The sequence below is a fragment of the Leclercia adecarboxylata genome (genome assembly GCF_023639785.1).
GTDB classification, from domain to species: domain Bacteria; phylum Pseudomonadota; class Gammaproteobacteria; order Enterobacterales; family Enterobacteriaceae; genus Enterobacter; species Enterobacter adecarboxylatus_D.
In genome coordinates this window covers 4,389,461-4,408,467 of record NZ_CP098325.1, presented here as the reverse complement: position 1 = coordinate 4,408,467, position 19,007 = coordinate 4,389,461, and the positions used below count along the sequence as shown (strand labels likewise).

20 protein-coding genes are annotated in these 19,007 nt (G+C 58.5%); 7 read left to right on the top strand and 13 right to left on the bottom strand.

Annotated features, from left to right (window positions below):
- On the bottom strand, positions 1-1,353 hold the full coding sequence (gorA, locus tag NB069_RS20890; protein WP_250586501.1) for a glutathione-disulfide reductase: 1,353 nt from the start codon (positions 1,351-1,353) through the stop codon (positions 1-3).
- A 70-nt stretch (positions 1,354-1,423) separates the two neighbouring features.
- Complete coding sequence (locus tag NB069_RS20885) at positions 1,424-2,266, bottom strand: 23S rRNA (adenine(2030)-N(6))-methyltransferase RlmJ (protein ID WP_250586500.1); 843 nt, start codon at positions 2,264-2,266, stop codon at positions 1,424-1,426.
- A gap of 204 nt (positions 2,267-2,470) precedes the next feature.
- Here NB069_RS20885 and prlC point away from each other — a divergent pair, with 204 nt between their 5' ends.
- Together prlC and rsmJ are read left to right on the top strand one after the other, a co-directional pair.
- Positions 2,471-4,513 carry an oligopeptidase A gene (gene prlC, locus NB069_RS20880; RefSeq protein ID WP_250586499.1) on the top strand — a complete coding sequence of 681 codons (2,043 nt, stop codon included), beginning with the start codon at positions 2,471-2,473 and terminating at the stop codon, positions 4,511-4,513.
- 7 nt (positions 4,514-4,520) lie between these two features.
- Complete coding sequence (rsmJ, locus tag NB069_RS20875; RefSeq protein ID WP_250586498.1) at positions 4,521-5,273, top strand: 16S rRNA (guanine(1516)-N(2))-methyltransferase RsmJ; 753 nt, start codon at positions 4,521-4,523, stop codon at positions 5,271-5,273.
- Positions 5,274-5,408: 135 nt separating this feature from the next.
- Here rsmJ and uspA read toward each other — a convergent pair whose 3' ends face one another.
- On the bottom strand, positions 5,409-5,846 hold the full coding sequence (gene uspA, locus NB069_RS20870) for a universal stress protein UspA (RefSeq protein WP_058650535.1): 438 nt from the start codon (positions 5,844-5,846) through the stop codon (positions 5,409-5,411).
- 285 nt (positions 5,847-6,131) lie between these two features.
- Here uspA and uspB point away from each other — a divergent pair, with 285 nt between their 5' ends.
- The gene (uspB, locus tag NB069_RS20865) at positions 6,132-6,467 is read left to right on the top strand and encodes a universal stress protein UspB (RefSeq protein WP_032615027.1); all 336 of its coding nucleotides are present in this window, start codon (positions 6,132-6,134) and stop codon (positions 6,465-6,467) included.
- Positions 6,468-6,523: 56 nt separating this feature from the next.
- On the opposite strand, the gene pitA is transcribed toward uspB, so the two are convergent.
- Positions 6,524-8,020 carry an inorganic phosphate transporter PitA gene (pitA, locus tag NB069_RS20860; RefSeq protein WP_103177385.1) on the bottom strand — a complete coding sequence of 499 codons (1,497 nt, stop codon included), beginning with the start codon at positions 8,018-8,020 and terminating at the stop codon, positions 6,524-6,526.
- 229 nt (positions 8,021-8,249) lie between these two features.
- Here pitA and NB069_RS20855 point away from each other — a divergent pair, with 229 nt between their 5' ends.
- The 3 genes from NB069_RS20855 (at position 8,250) to NB069_RS20845 (ending at position 11,062) form a co-directional block, all read left to right on the top strand.
- On the top strand, positions 8,250-9,443 hold the full coding sequence (locus tag NB069_RS20855; RefSeq protein ID WP_250586497.1) for an NAD(P)/FAD-dependent oxidoreductase: 1,194 nt from the start codon (positions 8,250-8,252) through the stop codon (positions 9,441-9,443).
- Between the two features lie 38 nt (positions 9,444-9,481).
- Positions 9,482-9,880, top strand: coding sequence for a potassium channel family protein (locus NB069_RS20850; RefSeq protein WP_250586496.1), 399 nt, complete (start codon positions 9,482-9,484; stop codon positions 9,878-9,880).
- Between the two features lie 156 nt (positions 9,881-10,036).
- Positions 10,037-11,062, top strand: a complete 1,026-nt coding sequence (locus tag NB069_RS20845; RefSeq protein ID WP_250586495.1) for a TerC/Alx family metal homeostasis membrane protein — start codon at positions 10,037-10,039, stop codon at positions 11,060-11,062.
- A gap of 111 nt (positions 11,063-11,173) precedes the next feature.
- On the opposite strand, the gene NB069_RS20840 is transcribed toward NB069_RS20845, so the two are convergent.
- From NB069_RS20840 to NB069_RS20830, 3 genes are all read right to left on the bottom strand, one after another.
- Positions 11,174-11,833 (bottom strand): HAD family hydrolase, encoded by a 660-nt coding sequence (locus NB069_RS20840; protein ID WP_250586494.1) that lies wholly within the window; start codon positions 11,831-11,833, stop codon positions 11,174-11,176.
- A gap of 94 nt (positions 11,834-11,927) precedes the next feature.
- Entirely contained in the window at positions 11,928-12,722 is a 795-nt protein-coding gene (locus tag NB069_RS20835; protein WP_250586493.1) for an SDR family NAD(P)-dependent oxidoreductase, read from the bottom strand.
- Positions 12,723-12,775: 53 nt separating this feature from the next.
- Positions 12,776-13,636: a LysR family transcriptional regulator gene (locus tag NB069_RS20830; protein WP_250586492.1), complete on the bottom strand. Its 861-nt coding sequence runs from the start codon at positions 13,634-13,636 to the stop codon at positions 12,776-12,778.
- A 99-nt stretch (positions 13,637-13,735) separates the two neighbouring features.
- On the opposite strand from NB069_RS20830, the gene NB069_RS20825 reads away from it, so the two are divergent.
- Positions 13,736-14,242 (top strand): phenolic acid decarboxylase, encoded by a 507-nt coding sequence (locus NB069_RS20825; RefSeq protein ID WP_250586491.1) that lies wholly within the window; start codon positions 13,736-13,738, stop codon positions 14,240-14,242.
- A 5-nt stretch (positions 14,243-14,247) separates the two neighbouring features.
- On the opposite strand, the gene acpT is transcribed toward NB069_RS20825, so the two are convergent.
- From acpT to NB069_RS20795, 6 genes are read right to left on the bottom strand one after another with little or no spacing between them, the layout of a single operon-like run.
- Positions 14,248-14,829, bottom strand: coding sequence for a 4'-phosphopantetheinyl transferase AcpT (gene acpT / locus NB069_RS20820; RefSeq protein ID WP_250586490.1), 582 nt, complete (start codon positions 14,827-14,829; stop codon positions 14,248-14,250).
- Positions 14,830-14,831: 2 nt separating this feature from the next.
- The gene (locus NB069_RS20815; RefSeq protein WP_250586489.1) at positions 14,832-16,061 is read right to left on the bottom strand and encodes a beta-ketoacyl-ACP synthase; all 1,230 of its coding nucleotides are present in this window, start codon (positions 16,059-16,061) and stop codon (positions 14,832-14,834) included.
- Positions 16,058-16,789: a 3-ketoacyl-ACP reductase FabG2 gene (locus NB069_RS20810; protein WP_250586488.1), complete on the bottom strand. Its 732-nt coding sequence runs from the start codon at positions 16,787-16,789 to the stop codon at positions 16,058-16,060. The genes NB069_RS20815 and NB069_RS20810 overlap by 4 nt, the downstream gene beginning before the upstream one ends.
- The gene (locus NB069_RS20805; RefSeq protein ID WP_250586487.1) at positions 16,786-17,259 is read right to left on the bottom strand and encodes an ApeP family dehydratase; all 474 of its coding nucleotides are present in this window, start codon (positions 17,257-17,259) and stop codon (positions 16,786-16,788) included. Before NB069_RS20805 ends, NB069_RS20810 begins: the two co-directional genes overlap by 4 nt.
- Complete coding sequence (locus NB069_RS20800) at positions 17,259-18,422, bottom strand: beta-ketoacyl-[acyl-carrier-protein] synthase family protein (RefSeq protein ID WP_250586486.1); 1,164 nt, start codon at positions 18,420-18,422, stop codon at positions 17,259-17,261. Before NB069_RS20800 ends, NB069_RS20805 begins: the two co-directional genes overlap by 1 nt.
- 1 nt (position 18,423) lies before the next feature.
- Positions 18,424-19,005 carry a DUF3261 domain-containing protein gene (locus NB069_RS20795; RefSeq protein ID WP_250589552.1) on the bottom strand — a complete coding sequence of 194 codons (582 nt, stop codon included), beginning with the start codon at positions 19,003-19,005 and terminating at the stop codon, positions 18,424-18,426.
- Positions 19,006-19,007 lie beyond the last annotated feature (2 nt).

Sequence of the window (19,007 nt, the reverse complement as noted above, 5' to 3'; positions counted from 1 at the left end):
TTAACGCATGGTCACAAACTCTTCTGCCGCCGTCGGGTGAATAGCCACAGTATTATCAAAGTCTTTCTTCGTCGCACCCATTTTCAGCGCCACCGCAAAGCCCTGCAGGATCTCATCCATACCAAAGCCAATACCATGAATGCCGACGATCTTCTCGTCCGGGCCGACGCACACTAATTTCATGCGGCACGGCTGGCGGTGAGAGGTCACTGCGGTGTACATGGCGGTGAAAGCGGATTTATACACTTTCACCTGGTCATCGCCATAGTGCGCCCGCGCCTGCGGTTCGGTTAAACCGACGGTGCCGATTGGCGGATGGCTGAAGACCACGGTTGGGATGTTGCTGTAATCCAGGTGCTCTTCCGGTTTGTTGTTAAACAGACGCTCAGAAAGACGACGACCCGCGGCCACGGCCACCGGAGTCAGTTCGACTGCACCGGTGTTATCGCCCACCGCGTAGATGCCCGGAACGCTGGTGTTCTGGAACTTATCGACAACGATATAGCCTTTGTCGTTGGTTTCAACGCCGGTGACGGCCAGGTTGAAGTTGTCGTTTGCCGGTTCACGACCAATGGCCCAGATCAGGCAGTCGACGGTCTGGCTGCGGCCATCTTCCAGCTCCAGGGTCAGGCTGCCGTCGGCGTTTTTCAGCACCGCTTTTGGAATGGCTTCGGTGTGCAGATGCGGGCCTTCGGCGTTCATCACTTCTACCAGCGTATCCACAATCAGCGGGTCGAAGTTGCGCAGCGGGGCATGTTTACGGACAAACAGGTGCGCTTCAGCGCCCAGGCCGTTAATCACGCCCGCCAGCTCCACGGCGATGTAACCCGCGCCCACGATGGCGACGCGTTTTGGCAGAGCAGGCAACTCAAAGAAACCGTCAGAGTCGATGCCGTATTCCGCACCCGGGATAGCCGGGTGGCTCGGACGGCCCCCGGTGGCGATCAGGATATGATCGGCGGTGATCGTCTCGCCGTTCACTTCGATCGTCTTCGCATCCACAAAGCGGGCGAAACCGCGGATCACGTCAACGTTGTTCTTGCCGAGCACGTTGTCGTAGGAGGTGTGAATACGGTCAATGTACGCAGTACGGCTGGCAATCAGGCGATCCCAGTCGAAGTTGTTGATGGTGGTGTCAAAACCGTAATCCGGGCCATACAGGTGGATAGCCTCGCGGATCTGTGCCGCATGCCACATCACCTTTTTCGGTACACAACCGACGTTGACGCAGGTGCCGCCGAGGTCTTTCGCTTCAATCAGCGCGCACTTCTGGCCATACATGGCCGCACGGTTAATCGAGGCGATGCCGCCGCTGCCGCCACCGATAGCGATGTAGTCATAATGCTTAGTCATGGTCTTATCCTTAATCGTTAATTGCCGCGATTGTATACCTGAAATCAATAGTTTCCATCGATGGCTGCGATTACTCTGGCACGATCCAGCTGACGGTAGTGTGGCCCGTTCCGGCCGGAACCAGCTTTTTGTGCAGCCACGGCAGAACGTTATTCATCTGCGCCTCGAGCTTCCACGGCGGGTTAATCACAATCATGCCGGAGGCGGTCATGCCGCGTCGATCGCTGTCCGGGAGAACCGCCAGCTCAATTTGCAGGATCTTACGGATGCCGGTCGCTTCAAGGTCTTTGATCATGCGCTTGATCTGCGAACGCAGCACGACCGGATACCACAGGGCATAGGTGCCGGTGGCAAAGCGTTTGTAACCTTCATTGATGCCCGCAACCACCGCCTGATAGTCGCTTTTGATTTCGTATGGCGGGTCAATCAGCACCAGGCCGCGACGGGAAACCGGCGGCAGCTTTGCTTTCAGCTGCTGATAGCCGTCCGATTTCTCCACGCGTGCGCGGCTGTCCTTCTGGAATTCAGAGCGCAGCAGCGGGTAGTCGCTCGGGTGCAGTTCAGTAAGCTGAATGCTGTCCTGCTCGCGCAGCAGCTGGCGGGCAATCAGCGGTGAGCCAGGGTAATAGCGTAACTGGCCGCTGCGGTTGAAGTGGTTGATGACGCTGATGTAAGGCTCCAGCTCTGCCGGCAGGTCGTCCTGCTGCCAGATACGGGCGATGCCTTCCAGATACTCCCCGGTGCGCTCGGCATGTTCACCGCTCAGCTGATAGCGGCCCGCGCCAGCATGGGTGTCCAGATAGAGAAAAGGCTTATCTTTCTCTTTCAGCGCTTCGATAATCAGGCTCTGAACGGTATGTTTAAGGACGTCGGCGTGGTTGCCCGCGTGAAAGCTGTGGCGATAACTGAGCATGGGTAGATAAATTCCAGATAATGTCGATTGGCCACAGTTTACAGCAGAACGGCACAGATTACCCGCAGGCCCGGCACCCACCGTCGCGGCGGCGGTTTTTCTGTCACCTCGGCCATTGAAATTCACTACACTTAACCCCATCCTGGATACAATATGCTCGCGCAGGATGCGCGCTTCATTCACTCATTTAACAGGACAGTGTTTATGACCAACCCATTACTGACGCCTTTTTCGTTGCCACCGTTCTCCTCCATTCTGCCTGAACATGTTGTCCCCGCGGTCACTAAAGCACTGGACGATTGCCGTACTGCCGTCGAAAGCGTGGTTGCGCAAGGCGCCCCCTACACCTGGGAAACCCTGTGTCAGCCGCTGGCGGAAGTGGATGATGTGCTTGGTCGCATCTTCTCCCCGGTCAGCCACCTGAACTCGGTGAAAAACAGCCCGGAACTGCGTGAAGCCTACGAACAAACCCTGCCGCTGCTGTCGGAATACAGCACCTGGGTCGGCCAGCACGAGGGGCTGTACAAAGCGTACCGCGACCTGCGCGATGGCGATCACTATGCGGCGCTGAACATCGCGCAGAAAAAGTCTGTCGATAACGCCCTGCGTGACTTTGAACTGTCGGGCATCGGCCTCGCCAAAGAGAAGCAGCAGCGCTACGGTGAAATCGCCACCCGCCTGTCCGAGCTGGGCAACCAGTACAGCAACAACGTGCTGGATGCCACCATGGGCTGGACGAAGCTGATTACCGACGAAGCGGAGCTGGCGGGCATGCCGGAGAGCGCGCTGGCGGCGGCAAAAGCCCAGGCCGAAGCAAAAGGGCAGGAAGGCTACCTGCTGACCCTGGATATCCCGAGCTATCTGCCGGTGATGACCTACTGCGAAAACCAGGCTCTGCGTGAAGAGATGTATCGCGCCTACAGCACGCGTGCGTCCGATCAGGGCCCGAACGCCGGTAAATGGGATAACAGCCCGGTGATGGCCGAAATCCTCGCCCTGCGTCACGAGCTGGCGCAGCTGCTGGGCTTTGACAGCTACGCGGACAAATCCCTCGCCACCAAAATGGCCGAGAACCCGCAGCAGGTGCTCGATTTCTTAACCGATCTGGCAAAACGCGCCCGTCCTCAGGGTGAGAAAGAGCTGGCCCAGCTGCGCGCCTTCGCGAAAGCGGAGTTCGGCGTCGACGAGCTGCAGCCGTGGGATATCGCCTGGTACAGCGAAAAACAGAAACAGCATCTCTACAGCATCAGCGATGAGCAGCTGCGCCCGTACTTCCCGGAAAACAAAGCCGTTAACGGCCTGTTCGAAGTGGTCAAACGCATCTACGGCATCACCGCGAAAGAGCGTAACGACGTTGACGTGTGGCACGACGACGTGCGTTTCTTCGAGCTGTATGACGATAAAAACGAACTGCGCGGCAGCTTCTATCTCGACCTGTACGCCCGCGAAAATAAACGCGGCGGCGCCTGGATGGACGACTGCGTGGGCCAGATGCGTAAAGCCGACGGCTCGCTGCAGAAGCCGGTGGCCTACCTGACCTGTAACTTCAACCGTCCGGTAAACGGCAAGCCTGCGCTGTTCACCCATGACGAAGTGATTACCCTGTTCCACGAGTTCGGCCACGGCCTGCACCATATGCTGACCCGCATTGAAGCGGCAGGCGTTGCCGGTATCAGCGGTGTGCCATGGGATGCGGTAGAGCTGCCGAGCCAGTTTATGGAAAACTGGTGCTGGGAGCCGGACGCGCTGGCGTTTATCTCCGGCCACTACGAGACCGGCGAACCGCTGCCGAAAGAACTGCTGGATAAGATGCTGGAAGCGAAAAACTACCAGGCGGCGATGTTTATCCTGCGCCAGCTGGAGTTCGGCCTGTTCGATTTCCGTCTGCATGCTGAGTTTAGCCCGGAGCAGGGCGCGAAGGTGCTCGAAACCCTGGCGGAGATCAAAAAGCAGGTTGCCCTGATTCCAGGCCCGGCCTGGGGTCGTTTCCCGCACGCCTTCAGCCACATCTTTGCTGGCGGTTATGCGGCAGGTTACTACAGCTACCTGTGGGCAGATGTGCTGGCGGCAGACGCCTACTCCCGCTTCGAAGAAGAGGGCATTTTCAACCGCGAAACCGGCCAGTCGTTCCTGGATAACATCCTGACCCGGGGCGGTTCTGAAGAGCCAATGGAGCTGTTCAAACGCTTCCGTGGCCGTGAACCGCAGCTGGATGCGATGCTTGAGCATTACGGCATCAAGGGTTAGTCGATTCGTGAAGATTCACTTAGTAGATGAAACAGGCGCCGGAGACGGCGCCTTATCTGTTCTGGCGGCCCGCTGGGGGCTGGAACACGATGAAGATAACCTGATGGCGCTGGTGATGACCACAGCGCATCTGGAATTACGTAAACGCGACGAGCCCAAACTCGGCGGCATTTTTGTTGATTTTGTCGGGGGGGCGATGGCGCACCGGCGTAAGTTCGGCGGGGGACGCGGTGAGGCGGTGGCGAAAGCCGTCGGCATCAAGGGCGGCTATCTGCCGGATGTGGTGGATGCCACGGCAGGACTTGGGCGCGATGCCTTTGTGCTGGCCTCCGTGGGCTGTCGGGTGCGGATGCTGGAGCGTAACCCCGTTGTGGCGGCCCTGCTGGATGATGGCCTGGCCCGTGGCTATGCGGACCCGGAAATCGGCGGCTGGCTGCAGGAGCGGCTGCAGTTGATCCACGCCTCGAGCCTGACGGCGCTGACGGACATCACCCCGCGCCCGCAGGTGGTCTATCTCGACCCGATGTTTCCACACAAGCAGAAAAGCGCGCTGGTGAAAAAAGAGATGCGGGTGTTTCAGTCGCTGGTGGGGCCGGATCTGGATGCGGACGGCCTGCTGGAGCCTGCGCGCCTGCTGGCAACGAAGCGGGTAGTAGTGAAGCGCCCGGACTATGCGCCACCGCTGGCTGACGTTGCGACGACCAACGCGGTGGTGACTAAAGGTCACCGGTTTGATATTTATTCTGGTACGCCGGAATAGGGTGCGGCCTGATGCCCTCACCCTGGCCCTCTCCCACGGGGAGAGGGAACAAACACTAAAAACGGCAACCATGTTGCCGTTTTGTATTTACCTTGTAGGCCCGGTAAGCGTTAGCGCCACCGGGCTTTTTCGCACTTACTCGTCGTCTTCGTCGCGCAGCGGCACAATCAACATATCAACGTGCACGGTGTTAATCAGCTGACGGGCTGACGACATCAGCTTGCTCCAGAAGTCCTGATGGTGGCCGCAGACCACCAGATCCATATCGTATTTCTTGATGGCATCAACCAGTACCTGGCCCAGATCGCCGCTGCCGCTCAGGGTTTCGGTGATTGGGTAGCCCGCATTCGTGGAGAGTTCGCTCAGCGCATGGTGAGTCTCTTCGGAGATACGCTTCTGCATATCGCCCAGATTCACGTCAATCAGGCCGGTGTAGAGATCGGAGTAATTCACGTCCACGTGAATCAGGGAAACTTTCGCATTGTACGGACGCGCCATGGATACCGCTTTATCAACCAGCACTTTGCTCTCTGGGGAGAGGTCAACAGCGATCAGAATATGTTTATAAGCCATAGTGTTACTCCTTCCATAAGTTATCGATGACCAATGCGTGAAGCAGTCGTCTACCTGCTTTCATTACGGCCCAGTTAAACAAAATTTTCAAGCATTGGTGTTGATAACGATTAACCTTGTGGCAAAAAAATTAACGGATCTCCTACACTATTGAATAAGCCGTTCGGATACTAAAATGTGAAGCCGATCGGCTTTTGAGTCTCTCTATCACTGAACCGTCTGTCAGGGCATTGGGGTGCGGCAGTCCCGAAGCGTTGCTTCGAGGGCGGACGCCGGGGAGGAAGTATGATTAGCACCGTCGCATTGTTTTGGGCGTTATGTGTGGTTTGCATTGTGAATATGGCGCGTTATTTCTCATCCTTGCGCGCGCTATTAGTGGTTCTTCGTGGCTGCGATCCGTTGCTTTATCAATATGTGGACGGCGGGGGCTTCTTCACCTCGCACGGGCAGCCCAGCAAACAGATGCGTCTGGTGTGGTATATCTACGCCCAGCGCTATCGCGATCATCATGATGATGAGTTTATCCGTCGCTGTGAACGCCTGCGCCGTCAGTTCATCCTGACCAGCGCGCTGTGCGGCCTGGTGGTGGTGAGCATGATCGCTCTCCTCATCTGGCATTGAGCGCAAAAAAAAGCGGGCCAGTTACCTGACCCGCTCTTATCTTTCTCTGCCTGCGATTACAGGAATTGCAGGGAGATCCAGTACAGACAGCCTGACAGCAGAATCGAAGCCGGCAGGGTAAATACCCACGCCATCAGAATGCTGGTCACGGTTTTACGCTGCAGACCGCCGCCATCAACCAGCATGGTCCCCGCCACGGACGAAGAGAGAACGTGGGTTGTGGATACCGGCATACCGGTGTAGCTGGCCAGACCGATAGAGACTGCCGCCGTCATCTGAGCGGACATCCCCTGGGCATAGGTCATGCCTTTTTTACCGATCTTCTCGCCAATGGTGGTTGCCACGCGACGCCAGCCGATCATCGTACCAAGACCCAGCGCCAGCGCTACCGCCATGATGATCCAGATAGGTGCGTACTCGATGGTGTTCAGCATGTCTACTTTCAGTTTCTTCAGCAGACGTTTGTCGTCAGCAGACACTTCAGGCAGTTTGGACACTTTGTCGGTCACGTCGGAGATGCACAGCATGATGCGACGCATCTGGCCACGCTGCTCAACGGAGAGTTTGTCGTAGCTCTCAACGTCCGTCAGCATCCCTTTTGCGCGCTCCAGGGCACTGATCGCATTGGCCGGATGGCAATGGAACTCAGCCGGTTGGGTCGCGCCCGCTTCCGGAGAAGGGATCAGCTGGTCAACGCCGGTCGCTTTTTTCAGCAGGTCAGGACGCTGCTGGAAATAGGTTTCAACGTTGTTGATGGCGTCACGGGTACGGGTGATTTCGTAACCGGATGCATTCATATTCACCACGAAGCCAGCAGGGGCCACGCCGATCAATACCAGCATTACCAGACCAATGCCTTTCTGACCGTCGTTAGCGCCGTGAGAGAAGGCCACGCCGATAGCAGAGATGATCAGGGCGATACGCGTCCAGAATGGCGGCTTTTTCTTACCGTCTTTCTTTTCACGCTCGGCTGGCGTCAGGTGGATACGGGCACGTTTTTTGGTACCGCTCCAGTAACGACGCAGCAGGAAGATCAATCCCCCCGCCACAACCAGACCGACAATCGGAGAGATAATCAGTGAACCGAAAATACCCAGAACTTTAGGGATGTTCAGCGCGTCCACCACAGACGTACCGGTCATCAGCGCATTGGTTAAACCAATACCGATGATAGCGCCGATCAGCGTGTGAGAACTGGATGCTGGCAGGCCGAAATACCAGGTACCGAGGTTCCAGATAATTGCAGCAAACAGCAGAGAGAACACCATAGCAAGGCCATGGCCAGAGCTGACATTCAACAGCAGATCCGTTGGCAGCATATGCACAATGGCGTAGGCTACGCTCAGACCTCCCAGAAGAACGCCGAAGAAGTTAAACACCGCAGCCATCACTACCGCAACTTGCGATCGTAATGCCCGCGTGTAGATAACCGTTGCCACTGCGTTTGCAGTATCGTGGAAGCCGTTAATCGCTTCGTAGAACAATACAAAGGCCAGAGCAAGCAAGAGTAAAAGCCCGGTATGGAAATCCAGGCCAGCAAACAAATGTAGCATAGGACGTTACGCCATCTTGAGGACATGAACGCGGCGCATTATCCAGGACAAATGCGCAACGGGCAAAGTGAAATATAGACTTTTTTTGATTTGCTTACTGACATAAGCGTAGCAGTAAAAGAATTATTTTTTAATTTTCAATTAAATGAATGAAATTGCAGATCTTTGCGCTGGTGCGTTTCTTGAGGAAACTTTACAATTCGCGCCCCCAAAACAGGAGGATCGAGACGTGGAAAAGTATGATGCCATCATTATTGGCGCCGGTGCGGCAGGTTTATTCTGTGCGGCGATGGCCGGACAGGCAGGGCGCCGGGTTCTGCTGCTCGATAACGGCAAAAAGCCTGGCCGAAAAATCCTGATGTCGGGTGGGGGACGCTGCAATTTTACTAACCTTTATATCGAACCTGCGGCTTATCTGAGCCAGAACCGTCATTTTTGCAAATCTGCGCTGGCACGCTACACCCAGTGGGACTTCATCGACCTTGTGGGCAAACACGGTATTGCCTGGCACGAGAAAACGCTGGGGCAGCTGTTTTGTGACGATTCCGCGCAGCAAATCGTCGATATGCTGGTGGCGGAGTGCGAAAAAGGCCAGGTTACCCTGCGGCTGCGCAGCGAAGTGCTGGAAGTGACGCGAGACGACACGGGGTATACCCTGCAACTGAACGGTGAAACCGTGAGCGCAGAAAAGCTGGTGATCGCCAGCGGCGGCCTCTCCATGCCGGGGCTGGGCGCGACGCCGTTTGGCTATAAAATTGCCGAACAGTTTGGCCTGAAGGTTTTACCCACCCGCGCTGGCCTGGTGCCGTTCACCCTGCACAAACCGCTGCTGGAACAGCTGCAAACGCTCTCCGGGGTCTCGGTACCCTCGGTTATTACTGCCGAAGACGGCACGGTGTTCCGTGAGAACCTGCTGTTCACCCATCGCGGCCTTTCCGGTCCGGCGGTGCTGCAAATCTCCAGCTACTGGCAGCCGGGCGAGTTCGTCACCATCAATTTAGTACCTGATTGCGACCTGGAGCGCTTCCTTGACGAGCAGCGTGCAGCGCACCCTAACCAGAGCCTGAAAAATACCCTGGCCATGCAGCTGCCGAAGCGGCTGGTGGAGTGTCTGCAACTGCTGGGGCAAATTCCTGACGTGTCGCTAAAGCAGCTCAACACCCGCGAGCAGCAGGCGCTGGTCGACACCTTAAGCGCCTGGCGCGTACAGCCGAACGGCACCGAAGGCTATCGCACTGCGGAAGTGACTCTGGGCGGCGTGGACACCAATGAACTCTCTTCACGCACCATGGAAGCCCGCAACGTGCCGGGACTCTATTTTATCGGCGAAGTGATGGACGTCACCGGCTGGCTGGGTGGCTATAACTTCCAGTGGGCGTGGGCCAGCGCCTGGGCCTGCGCAGAAGCGCTGGCAGAGAAGTAGTACCCCGGCGCATTTCGTTGCCCAGCGGAGAGTGTGATATGCAGATTCTCAGCATCATTATTTTGATCAACCTGACGGTAATCATTCATTCCACGTGGATGTTTTTTGTCCTGAAAGTCATCAACCTGCATGTGGAATCGGTTATCCGCATCGTGTTTCGTAATATCGGCATCATCATGACCGCGCTCTTTGCCCATCTGCTAGAGGCCAGCCTGTTTGCCGTGTTTTATCGCGTTGTCGGGGCGTTTTCGGACTGGAATACCAGCTTCTATTTCTCCCTGGTCAGCTACGCGACAGTGGGCTATGGCGACGTCACGTTGCCGGAGCACTGGCGGCTGATTGGCGGGATAGAAGGGCTGGTTGGCGCGCTGATGGTTGGCTGGTCGGTGGCAGTGCTGGTAGCCGTACTGCAACGGCTGCGCGGTATGAGCCAGTAAAGCGCCGATGGCAGAACCTCCATATTGTGAGGTAAAGTACACTCCCTCACGCAGGGTTATGCGTTTTAAGGGAGAAGCCGGTAAACGGCCCCCCTTTTTCTTCACTGGCCTCGCCAGTCTGCATGGTGTGTATTTTGTCTTCAAAAAGGGTTGTCTATGTCATCTGCTCATCTCGGTTTCCCGACGGAAACCGTTGTTGTTTTTGTGGTGATGGCTGTCGGGGCGATGTTTATCGACCTCTTCATGCATCGCCATGACAAACCGATCTCACTAAAAAGCGCCTCGTTGTGGTCCCTCTTCTGGGTGATGATGGCGATGGCGTTTGCCGGGTTCCTCTACGTTCATCACGGCGCCGAAGTAGCGAGCCTGTTCCTCACCGGTTATGCGCTGGAAGAGGTGCTCTCCGTTGATAACCTGTTCGTGATGATGGCGATCTTCGCCTGGTTTGGCGTGCCGGATCAGTATCGTCACCGGGTGCTCTACTGGGGGGTTATTGGTGCCATTGTCTTCCGCGGTATTTTCGTTGCCATCGGTACCAGCCTGCTGAGCCTCGGGCCTTATGTTGAAGTGGTCTTTGCCCTGATTGTGGCCTGGACGGCGGTGATGATGCTCAGGCGCGGCGAAGAGCAGGACGAAATCGAAGATTACTCCCAGCATCTGGCCTATCGCGCGGTAAAACGCTTCTATCCGATCTGGCCAAAAATCACCGGTAACGCCTTCCTGCTGAGCCAGAAAGAGGTGGATGCCGAGCTGGAAAAACCGGAAAACCAGGACGTGATGGTTGGACGGGTGAAGAAGGCGAAGCGCTACGCCACGCCGCTGCTGCTCTGTGTGGCGGTGGTTGAGCTTTCAGACGTGATGTTCGCCTTTGACTCCGTACCGGCAATCATTGCCGTCAGCCGCGAGCCGCTGATCGTTTACAGCGCCATGATGTTCGCCATTCTCGGCCTGCGTACCCTCTATTTTGTGCTGGAAGCGCTGAAGCAGTATCTGGTGCACCTGGAGAAAGCGGTGATCGCGCTGCTGTTCTTCGTTGCCTTTAAGCTCGGCCTGAACGCGACGGATCACTTCTGGCATCACGGTTTCGGCATCGGCGCCACGGCGAGTCTGCTGGTGGTGCTGGGTGTACTGGCGGCGGGGATCGTGGCGAGCCTGCTGTTCCCGGGCAAACGCGAAGCCTGAGTGGTTTTGCCCGGCAAAGGAAAAGTACGGGCTGATGCCCTCACCCGGACCCTCTCCCTCAGGGAGAGGGCGCAAATATTAAAAAAGGCAACTTACGTTGCCTTTTTGCTTTTATTTAATCGGTGAATTCCGCCGCGCACGCGGCGGATGGAAATGACGCCAGTGCGGATCCTGCGCCGCCGCCAGCAGCTCGTGATCGCCACGGGTGTCGCCCCAGGCGCGGACGTGATAGTTGCTCAGGCTGCCGTAGACGTGCTCCAGCCGCGCCACTTTCTGCGCACAGCGGCAGTTATGGCCGGTGATCCGCCCGGTCAGCTTGCCGTTTTTCACTTCCAGCTGGGTGCCAATCAGTTTAATGCCGAGCTTGTCGGCCCACGGCTGCAGCACCAGCGCCGGAGAGGCGGAGCAGATAGTCACTTCCGCACCGGAGTTCACCTCCGCCGCGACCGCCAGCACGCCCTGCGGGCGCATCAGTTTGTCCCAGTACTTTTCGCAGAACCGCTCTGCCTGCTCGCGCAGCCAGTGCTCATCCACGCCGGTCAGGAAGGTTCTGATCAGCACTTCTTTCAGTTCATCACGGGTCAGCTTGCGGCGTACGCAGTGAATAGTGGGGAGGGCCATCCGCACCAGGCGACCGGCAAAGTAGCGCTTACCAAACGCAAAGCGTAAAAACGGAATAAAGCTGTCGTGATGCGTCAGCGTACCGTCAAAGTCGAACACGGAGAGGACGCGGGATTTAGCCACAGCCTCATCGGCAATCATATTGGTCATAACAGGGTCTTAGCGTAAAGAGACATTCTGCCCTCAGTTTACCTGCTTTAGCGTCAGATGCCACCCGCCAGCGGGCGGGCGGCCTACGGGCAGGCTAGATGATGTCGTCCACTACGCCGCCATCCACGCGCAGCGCCGCGCCGGAGGTGGCGGAGGCCTGCTGCGAACAGACGTAAACCACCATGTTCGCCACTTCGTCTACCGTGGCGGCCCGCTGGATCACCGAGCTTGGGCGATTTGCCATCACGAACTCTTTTGCCAGCGTCTCCAGCGACTTGCCGGTTTTTTCTATCTCGTCTTTCATCATCTCAGCAAAGCCGTCCGACATCGTCGGGCCAGGCAGGACGCTGTTAACGGTGACGCCGCTCCCGGCGACAAATTTTGCCAGCCCGCGGGCCAGCGACAGCTGCGCGGTTTTGGTCACCCCATAGTGGATCATGTCCGCCGGAATATTGCACGCCGACTCGGAGGAGATAAACACCACCCGGCCCCAGCCTTTTTGCACCATGCCAGGCAGCAGGGCGCGTGAGAGGCGCACGCCGGACATCACGTTGGTTTGCCAGTAGTTATTCCAGGTTTCATCGTCGGTGGCGTAAAAATCCTGAGGGCCGTAGATCCCGGCGTTGTTGACGAGGATATCCACGCCGGAGGCGACCTTAAGCAGGGCCTCTACGCCCTCCTGCGTACTGAGATCGGCAACCGCCGCCCGCACCTGAACGCCGGGTATCTGTTGCTGCAGCTGCTGGATGCCCCGGTTGACCGAGTCGATGCTGCGTCCGTTAACGATCACCTCTGCGCCGCTTTCCGCCAGGCCTCTGGCGATGGCGAAACCAATACCGCCGGTTGAGGCGGTGACCAGGGCGACTTTTCCCGTAAGATCGATTTTCATGGTCTGCTCCATGTGGTTATAAAAGTCAGACCATTAAGCGTAGCAGTTCGCTTTTATGATGGCTGGCGGAAGAGGTGCAGTAAGGTTTCAACCTGTTCATCGAGCGGGGCGAGGGTGCGTTTCACGATCAGATGTAGCGGCGTGGCACGGCGGGTGCCGTGATTCAGGGGCAGCACTTTCAGCACACCGCTTTCCAGCTGTGGCTGAATTCGCTCCTCCGGCAGCCAGCCATATCCCACCTGATACATCACCGCATCAATAGCGGCATCGATGGTGGAGAAGGTCCAGGCTTCGCCCCCGGGAAGCGCGGCGTAATTCTGCCCGGCGATCTGGATGAGTGGCCAGGGGCGTAGCATGTCATCGTTGAGCGGCGCGCCCTGTTCAAACAGCGGGTGCTCCCGGTGCGCCACGGCGACAAAATCAATATTCATCAGCCACTCGCCGCGCCCGGTCACATCCTGGCGGCGGGTTAGCACCATCACGTCGGCTTCGCTCTGGGTCAGCGCCTCGCCGCTGTTCTCCAGGATTTCGGTCAGATGCACCTGGGTTTGCGGATAGCGCTGCTGAAACTGACGCAGAATGGCAAACAAGTGACGGCGAGGAAAAATGCTGTCCACCACCAGGTCCAGCCGGGTACGCATCCCGTTGCGCAGCGTCGAGGCGCGAGTCTCCAGCAGGGTAAAGGCGTTAAGCAGCGGTTTGACCTGATTTAACAGCAGCTCACCTTCCGGGGTCAGCACCGCCTTACGCCCCTCCTGAACCAGGAGCGCCACGCCCAGCCGCTCCTGCAACAGCGACAGGTTATAGCTCACCGAAGACTGGCTGCGGTGGGTATCGCTGGCGGCACGGGCAAAGCTGCCCAGCGCAACAACGCGTTCAAGCAGCGCCCACTGCTCAAGGGTGGTTTTATGCATAACTCATCTAATTTTTGAATGAATTTGATTAAATCATAGCGTTATTCATCCAATTTTTGCAGGCGTAAGATGGGCTCATTGAAACAGAGGAGACAGAATATGAGCCATTTTGATAAACATGATTTGAGCGGTTTCGTCGGCAAACATCTGGTATACACCTACGATAATGGCTGGAACTACGAAATTTATGTCAAAAACGAACAGACCCTCGACTACCGTATTCACAGCGGGATCGTGGCCAACCGTTGGGTGAAAGATCAGCGGGCTTATATCGTCCGCGTGGGCGAGAGTATCTATAAAATTTCGTGGACTGAACCGACCGGTACCGATGTGAGCCTGATTGTTAATCTCGGCGACAAACTGTTCCACGGCACGATCTTCTTCCCGCGCTGGGTGATGAATAACCCGGAAAAGACCGTCTGCTTCCAGAACGATCATATTCCGCTGATGGTCTCTTATCGCGAGACGGGCCCGGCCTACCCAACCGAGGTTATCGATGAGTTCGCCACCATTACCTTTGTGCGCGACTGCGGTGCCAATAACGATGCGGTGATTGACTGTGCTGCCAGCGAGCTGCCGGCAGACTTTCCGAATAATTTGAAATAAGCGGGTTACAGCACCTGAAGCGCACCGTCATGGAGGGTGAAGGGCGTTGGCGTACAGACCGCAAGACTCAGTTCGCCGTACTGAAAATGGCTGACGCTGAGCGCTGAAGTGAAGGTGCTGTCGATACTGACAATCTGCCAGGCGCTGCCGCCGCGCTGTTTGACGATGGCCTCTTTGCGCGTCCAGATACGCCAGAAGGCCGACAGTTTAGCCTCAGGCCGCTCCCGCTCCAGCTCGTCATGTTCGGCGACGCTAAAGACGGCATTGGCCAGCGCCTGCCAGTTATCCCGCGGGCGAATTACTTCGATGTCGCAGCCCACTTCGCCTTCGTCGCTTAACAGCAGGGCAATATCATCCCCGCTGTGGCTCAGGTTAAACCAGCAGGGCTTTGCATCGACGAACGCCGGTTTGCCCTGTTCACCGAAGACAATTTCCGGTACCGGGGCGGGGGATAAGGCCCGGGCGAGCAGCGTCCGCCCGGCCAGCCAGGGAATGCGGCGCGCCCCTTCAGGCGCCTGCTCAGAAAGCGCTGACGCTATAGGGTCAGCGCTGAGGGTAGAAATTTTTCCCAGAAGAAACTGGTACATAGTCACGCCCAGCGTTTAATGATTATGGAAGTATTAATGCCGCCGAACGCGAAGTTGTTGCTCTGCAGGTATTCGCAGTCAATGTGACGGGCTTCCCCCATAATATAATCTAACGCGCCGCATTGCTCATCCGGTTGTCTTAAATTGAGGGTCGGCGCGAACCAGCCCTCGCGCATCATCTGCAGGCTCATCCACGCCTCCAGCGCGCCGCAGGCCCCTAAGGTATGGCCGAAATAGCTCTTCAGAGAGGAGATCGGCACGCTGTCGCCAAACACCGCGGCGGTGGCCTGGCTTTCGGCGATATCCCCCCGGTCGGTGGCGGTGCCGTGCGCCGAAATATAGCCGATATCCTGCGGGCTCAGTCCGGCGGACTTCAGCGACTTCTCAATGCAAATCTGCATGGTTTCCCGCTGCGGCTGGGTGATATGCGCCGCGTCGCAGTTGGTGGCGAAGCCGACAATCTCCCCGTAAATAGTGGCGCCGCGCGCCTTCGCATGCTCCAGCTCTTCCAGAATCAGGGTCCCTGCGCCTTCGCCGATCACCAGTCCGTCGCGCTGGATATCGAAGGGTGACGGGGTGGATTGCGGGGCATCGTTACGCTGGCTGGTGGCGAAAAGGGTATCGAACACCGCCGCCTCCGACGGGCAGAGCTCCTCGGCGCCGCCTGCCACCATCACCGTCTGATAGCCGTGGCGGATAGCCTCCCACGCATAACCAATCGCCTGGCTGCCGGAGGTACAGGCGCTGGAGGTGGGGATCACCCGCCCGCGCAGGCCGAAGAACAGGCCGGTGTTCACCGCCGTGGTGTGCGGCATCATCTGCACGTAGGTGGTGCCGGTAATGTTCCTGGTGTGCTTCTCGGTCAGCATGGTGGCGAACTCGCTCACCGGGCCGGTGCTGCCGGTGGACGAGCCATAGGCAATGCCGGTCTCGCCCTGGGTGAGGACAGGATCGTCAAGTAACCCCGCCTGCTCCAGAGCCAGTTCGGTGGCGCGGGTCGACAGCAGCGACACGCGGCCCATGGCGCGGATGCGCTTGCGGGTGTAGCGATCCGGCAGGGTAAAATCATCGATCGGTGCGGCAAGCAGGGTGTGCAGACCGTCATAGATCGTCCACTCCGGCATTTTGCGCACCGCGTTTTTATACTCACGTAAGCGGCCAGCCACCGACGCCCACGTCTCCCCAAAGGCAGTAACACCGCCCATGCCCGTGATCACCACCCGACGCGTCATAACATTCCCCCGTTAATGGAGATCACCTGGCGGGTGACATAGCCCGCGATATCCGACATCAGGTAGCTGGCAAGCCCGGCCACCTCGTCCGCCTGACCCATCCGTTTCATGGGGATGCTGGCCATCGCCTCTTTCAGCGCGGCCTCTTCCATCTCAAGCATCCCGGTATCAATCAGGCCGGGCGCGATGCAGTTAACGGTGATTTTGCGCTTCGCCAGCTCAACCGCCAGGGCTTTGGTGGCGCCGATAATGCCCGCCTTCGCCGCACTGTAGTTCACCTGGCCGCGGTTGCCCATCACCCCGGACACCGACGACAGGGTGATGATCCGCCCGCCCTGACGCGCGCCAATCATCGGCATGATGCAGGGGTGAATGACGTTGTAAAAGCTGTCGAGGTTGGTGTGGATCACGCTGTCCCAGTCGTCTTCGCTGAGCGCCGGGAAAGCACCGTCCCGGGCGATCCCGGCGTTGCTTACCACGCCATACCAGGGGCCGTTTGCCACCATATCCTGCTCCAGCACCTCGCGACACTGGGCCCGGTTGCCCACGTCAAACGCCAGCAGACGCCCGTTACCCCCGGCCTGTTCGATGGCCGCCAGGGTGGCCTCTGCGCCCGCCGCGTCGCGGTGATAGTGCACGCCGAGGGTAAACCCGTCCGCGGCAAGTTTAAGGGCGATAGCCCGGCCAATGCCTTTGCTGGCGCCGGTAACCAGAACAGAACGACTCATTGACTTACTCCCGGTTTAAACAGAGATGCTAACTCCTGCTGGCTGGGCTGGAAGGTGTTCACCCGCCCGGTGGCCAGGGTTGAATCATCAAGGGTAATGGCGCACTCGAAGCTGCTGAAGCGCTCATCCTCCATCAGCAGGGTGGCGGTGATGGTTAAATCACTGCAGGCCGGAAAAAGCCCGGCGGCGCAGACCAGTTCCCGCGCCCCCAGCACCATACCAAGGGCGCTGCTCTCCTGGCCCTTCTGCACGCGATGCCAGCCAGACCAGATCCCCACCGTCTGGGCCATCAGCTCAAGGGCGTACCAGCCCGGCAGATCGCCCGCGGTAGTTAAAAATGGCGCCAGTACCCCCTGCGGGCTGACGGTGACGCGGCAAACGGCGGATTCCGCGGTGACGCTCTCGACCGACTCCAGCAGCAGCATGGGGGCATCGTGGGGCAGGTAGGCTGCCGGGGTTAAATAACGCATCACACTCTCCCCAGCAGGATGCTGGCATTATTGCCGCCAAAGGCGAACGAATTAGACAAAATCACCGCTTTTTTTAACGCGGTGGGCTGATGCAGCACGCCGCAGGCGGCGAGGGCCGGGTCCGGCGCATAGCGGCTGAAATCCTGAGCGGGCAGGGGCAGATCGCGGGTCAGGATCAGCCAGCTTAGCGCCGCCTCGGTGATCCCCGCCGCCCCCAGCGTATGCCCGGTTAAATGTTTGGTTGAGCTGCAGGGCACCGCCTCGCCAAACAGGTCGTGGATCACCCGGGATTCAATCTGGTCGTTAAGCGGCGTTGCCGTGCCGTGCAGGTTGATATAGCCCACATCCTCCGGCTTCAGTCCGGCTTCGTTCAGCGCCTGGTGAATGGCGCTGATGGCCCCTTCGCCCTCGGGATGTGGAGCAGAAATATGGTATGCATCGCTCGACTCACCGCTACCCAGCAGCGCCACCGGCTGCGGCTCCCGGGTGAGCAGCATCAGCGCCGCCGCTTCGCCGATGGTGATCCCCCGGCGGTCGCGGCCAAAGGGCTCGCACAAGGTGGTGGAGAGCGATTCAAGGCTGTTAAAACCGTTCACCGGCATCCGGCTCAGCGTATCTGCCCCGCCCACGAGGGCGACGTCCACCAGCCCGGCGTCAATCAGCCGACGCCCGCTGATGATGGCCCGCGCGCTGGAGGAGCAGGCGGTGGAAAGGGTGAAGGCCGGGCCGTCCAGGTTAAGCCAGTTCGCCAGAAAGCGCGACGGATCGCCCAGCTCCTGCTGCGCGTACCGCCATCTGGCGCTCTCTTCGCCGTTCTGCGACAGCCGCACGTGCGTGTCGCCCTCATCAAGCCCGGAGGTGCTGGTGCCCATCACCACCGCCACCCGGTCGCGACCGTAGCGGGCAATGGCGTCGTCAACGGCAGGCTGGATCTGCGCCAGCGCCGCCAGCAGAAGCTGGTTATTACGCGAGCGGTGCGCGGCCAGGCGCTCCGGGATCGCGGGCAGTTCGCCGTCGACGCCGCCCAGCACCGCATCCTGCCCCTGCAGCCAGCCGCTGCGCAGGCGCATGCCGGGGGCGACGCCGCGCGTGAGGTTAGCGGCAATCTCATCGGGAGAGTTGCCCAGGGCGTTGATCAGGCCAACGGCAGAAATGTAGATCATCTTAGTCATCCAGATATTGAATGGTGATGTGGTAGTGGAACACGTGCTGTTCGATGCTAATCGGCTCGCGCTTGCCTTTGCGCTGCAGGTAGACAATCTCCGTCACCAGCTTGCCGTCGGCATTGCGTAGCTCACGCCGGTCACCTTTATCCTTTAACGTCCAGCCCTTCGGCAGTTGCGGCAGCCAGGCGCTAACCGGCCAGTGGCTGAGCATCACGTCCGCCAGCACCTGGCTGGCCGGCGGCAGCTCGGGTGCAACGACCGACTGTTCAGTATGGATGCCCGTTTCATTATAGGTGGCGAGGAACAGTCGGATACCCACCGAAGACAGCCCGGCGAGGGTCACCTTCTGCGCATCGGCATTCAGCATCACCAGCAGCGACTGGGTTTTGCCGTTAACGCTGGCGGTCAGGAGCTGCTGGGAGCTTAGCGCCGGGGTAATACCCGGCGGCGGCAGCGTTACCCGGGTACCCGGCTGGAGCCAGGCCTGCGGGCGGCTATCGCCACGCTCTTGCGAATTGTGGCCGCAACCGGCCAGCAGAAGGGCACCGATCAGGACGGCGGCGCGGTAAAAAGGGGTGATCA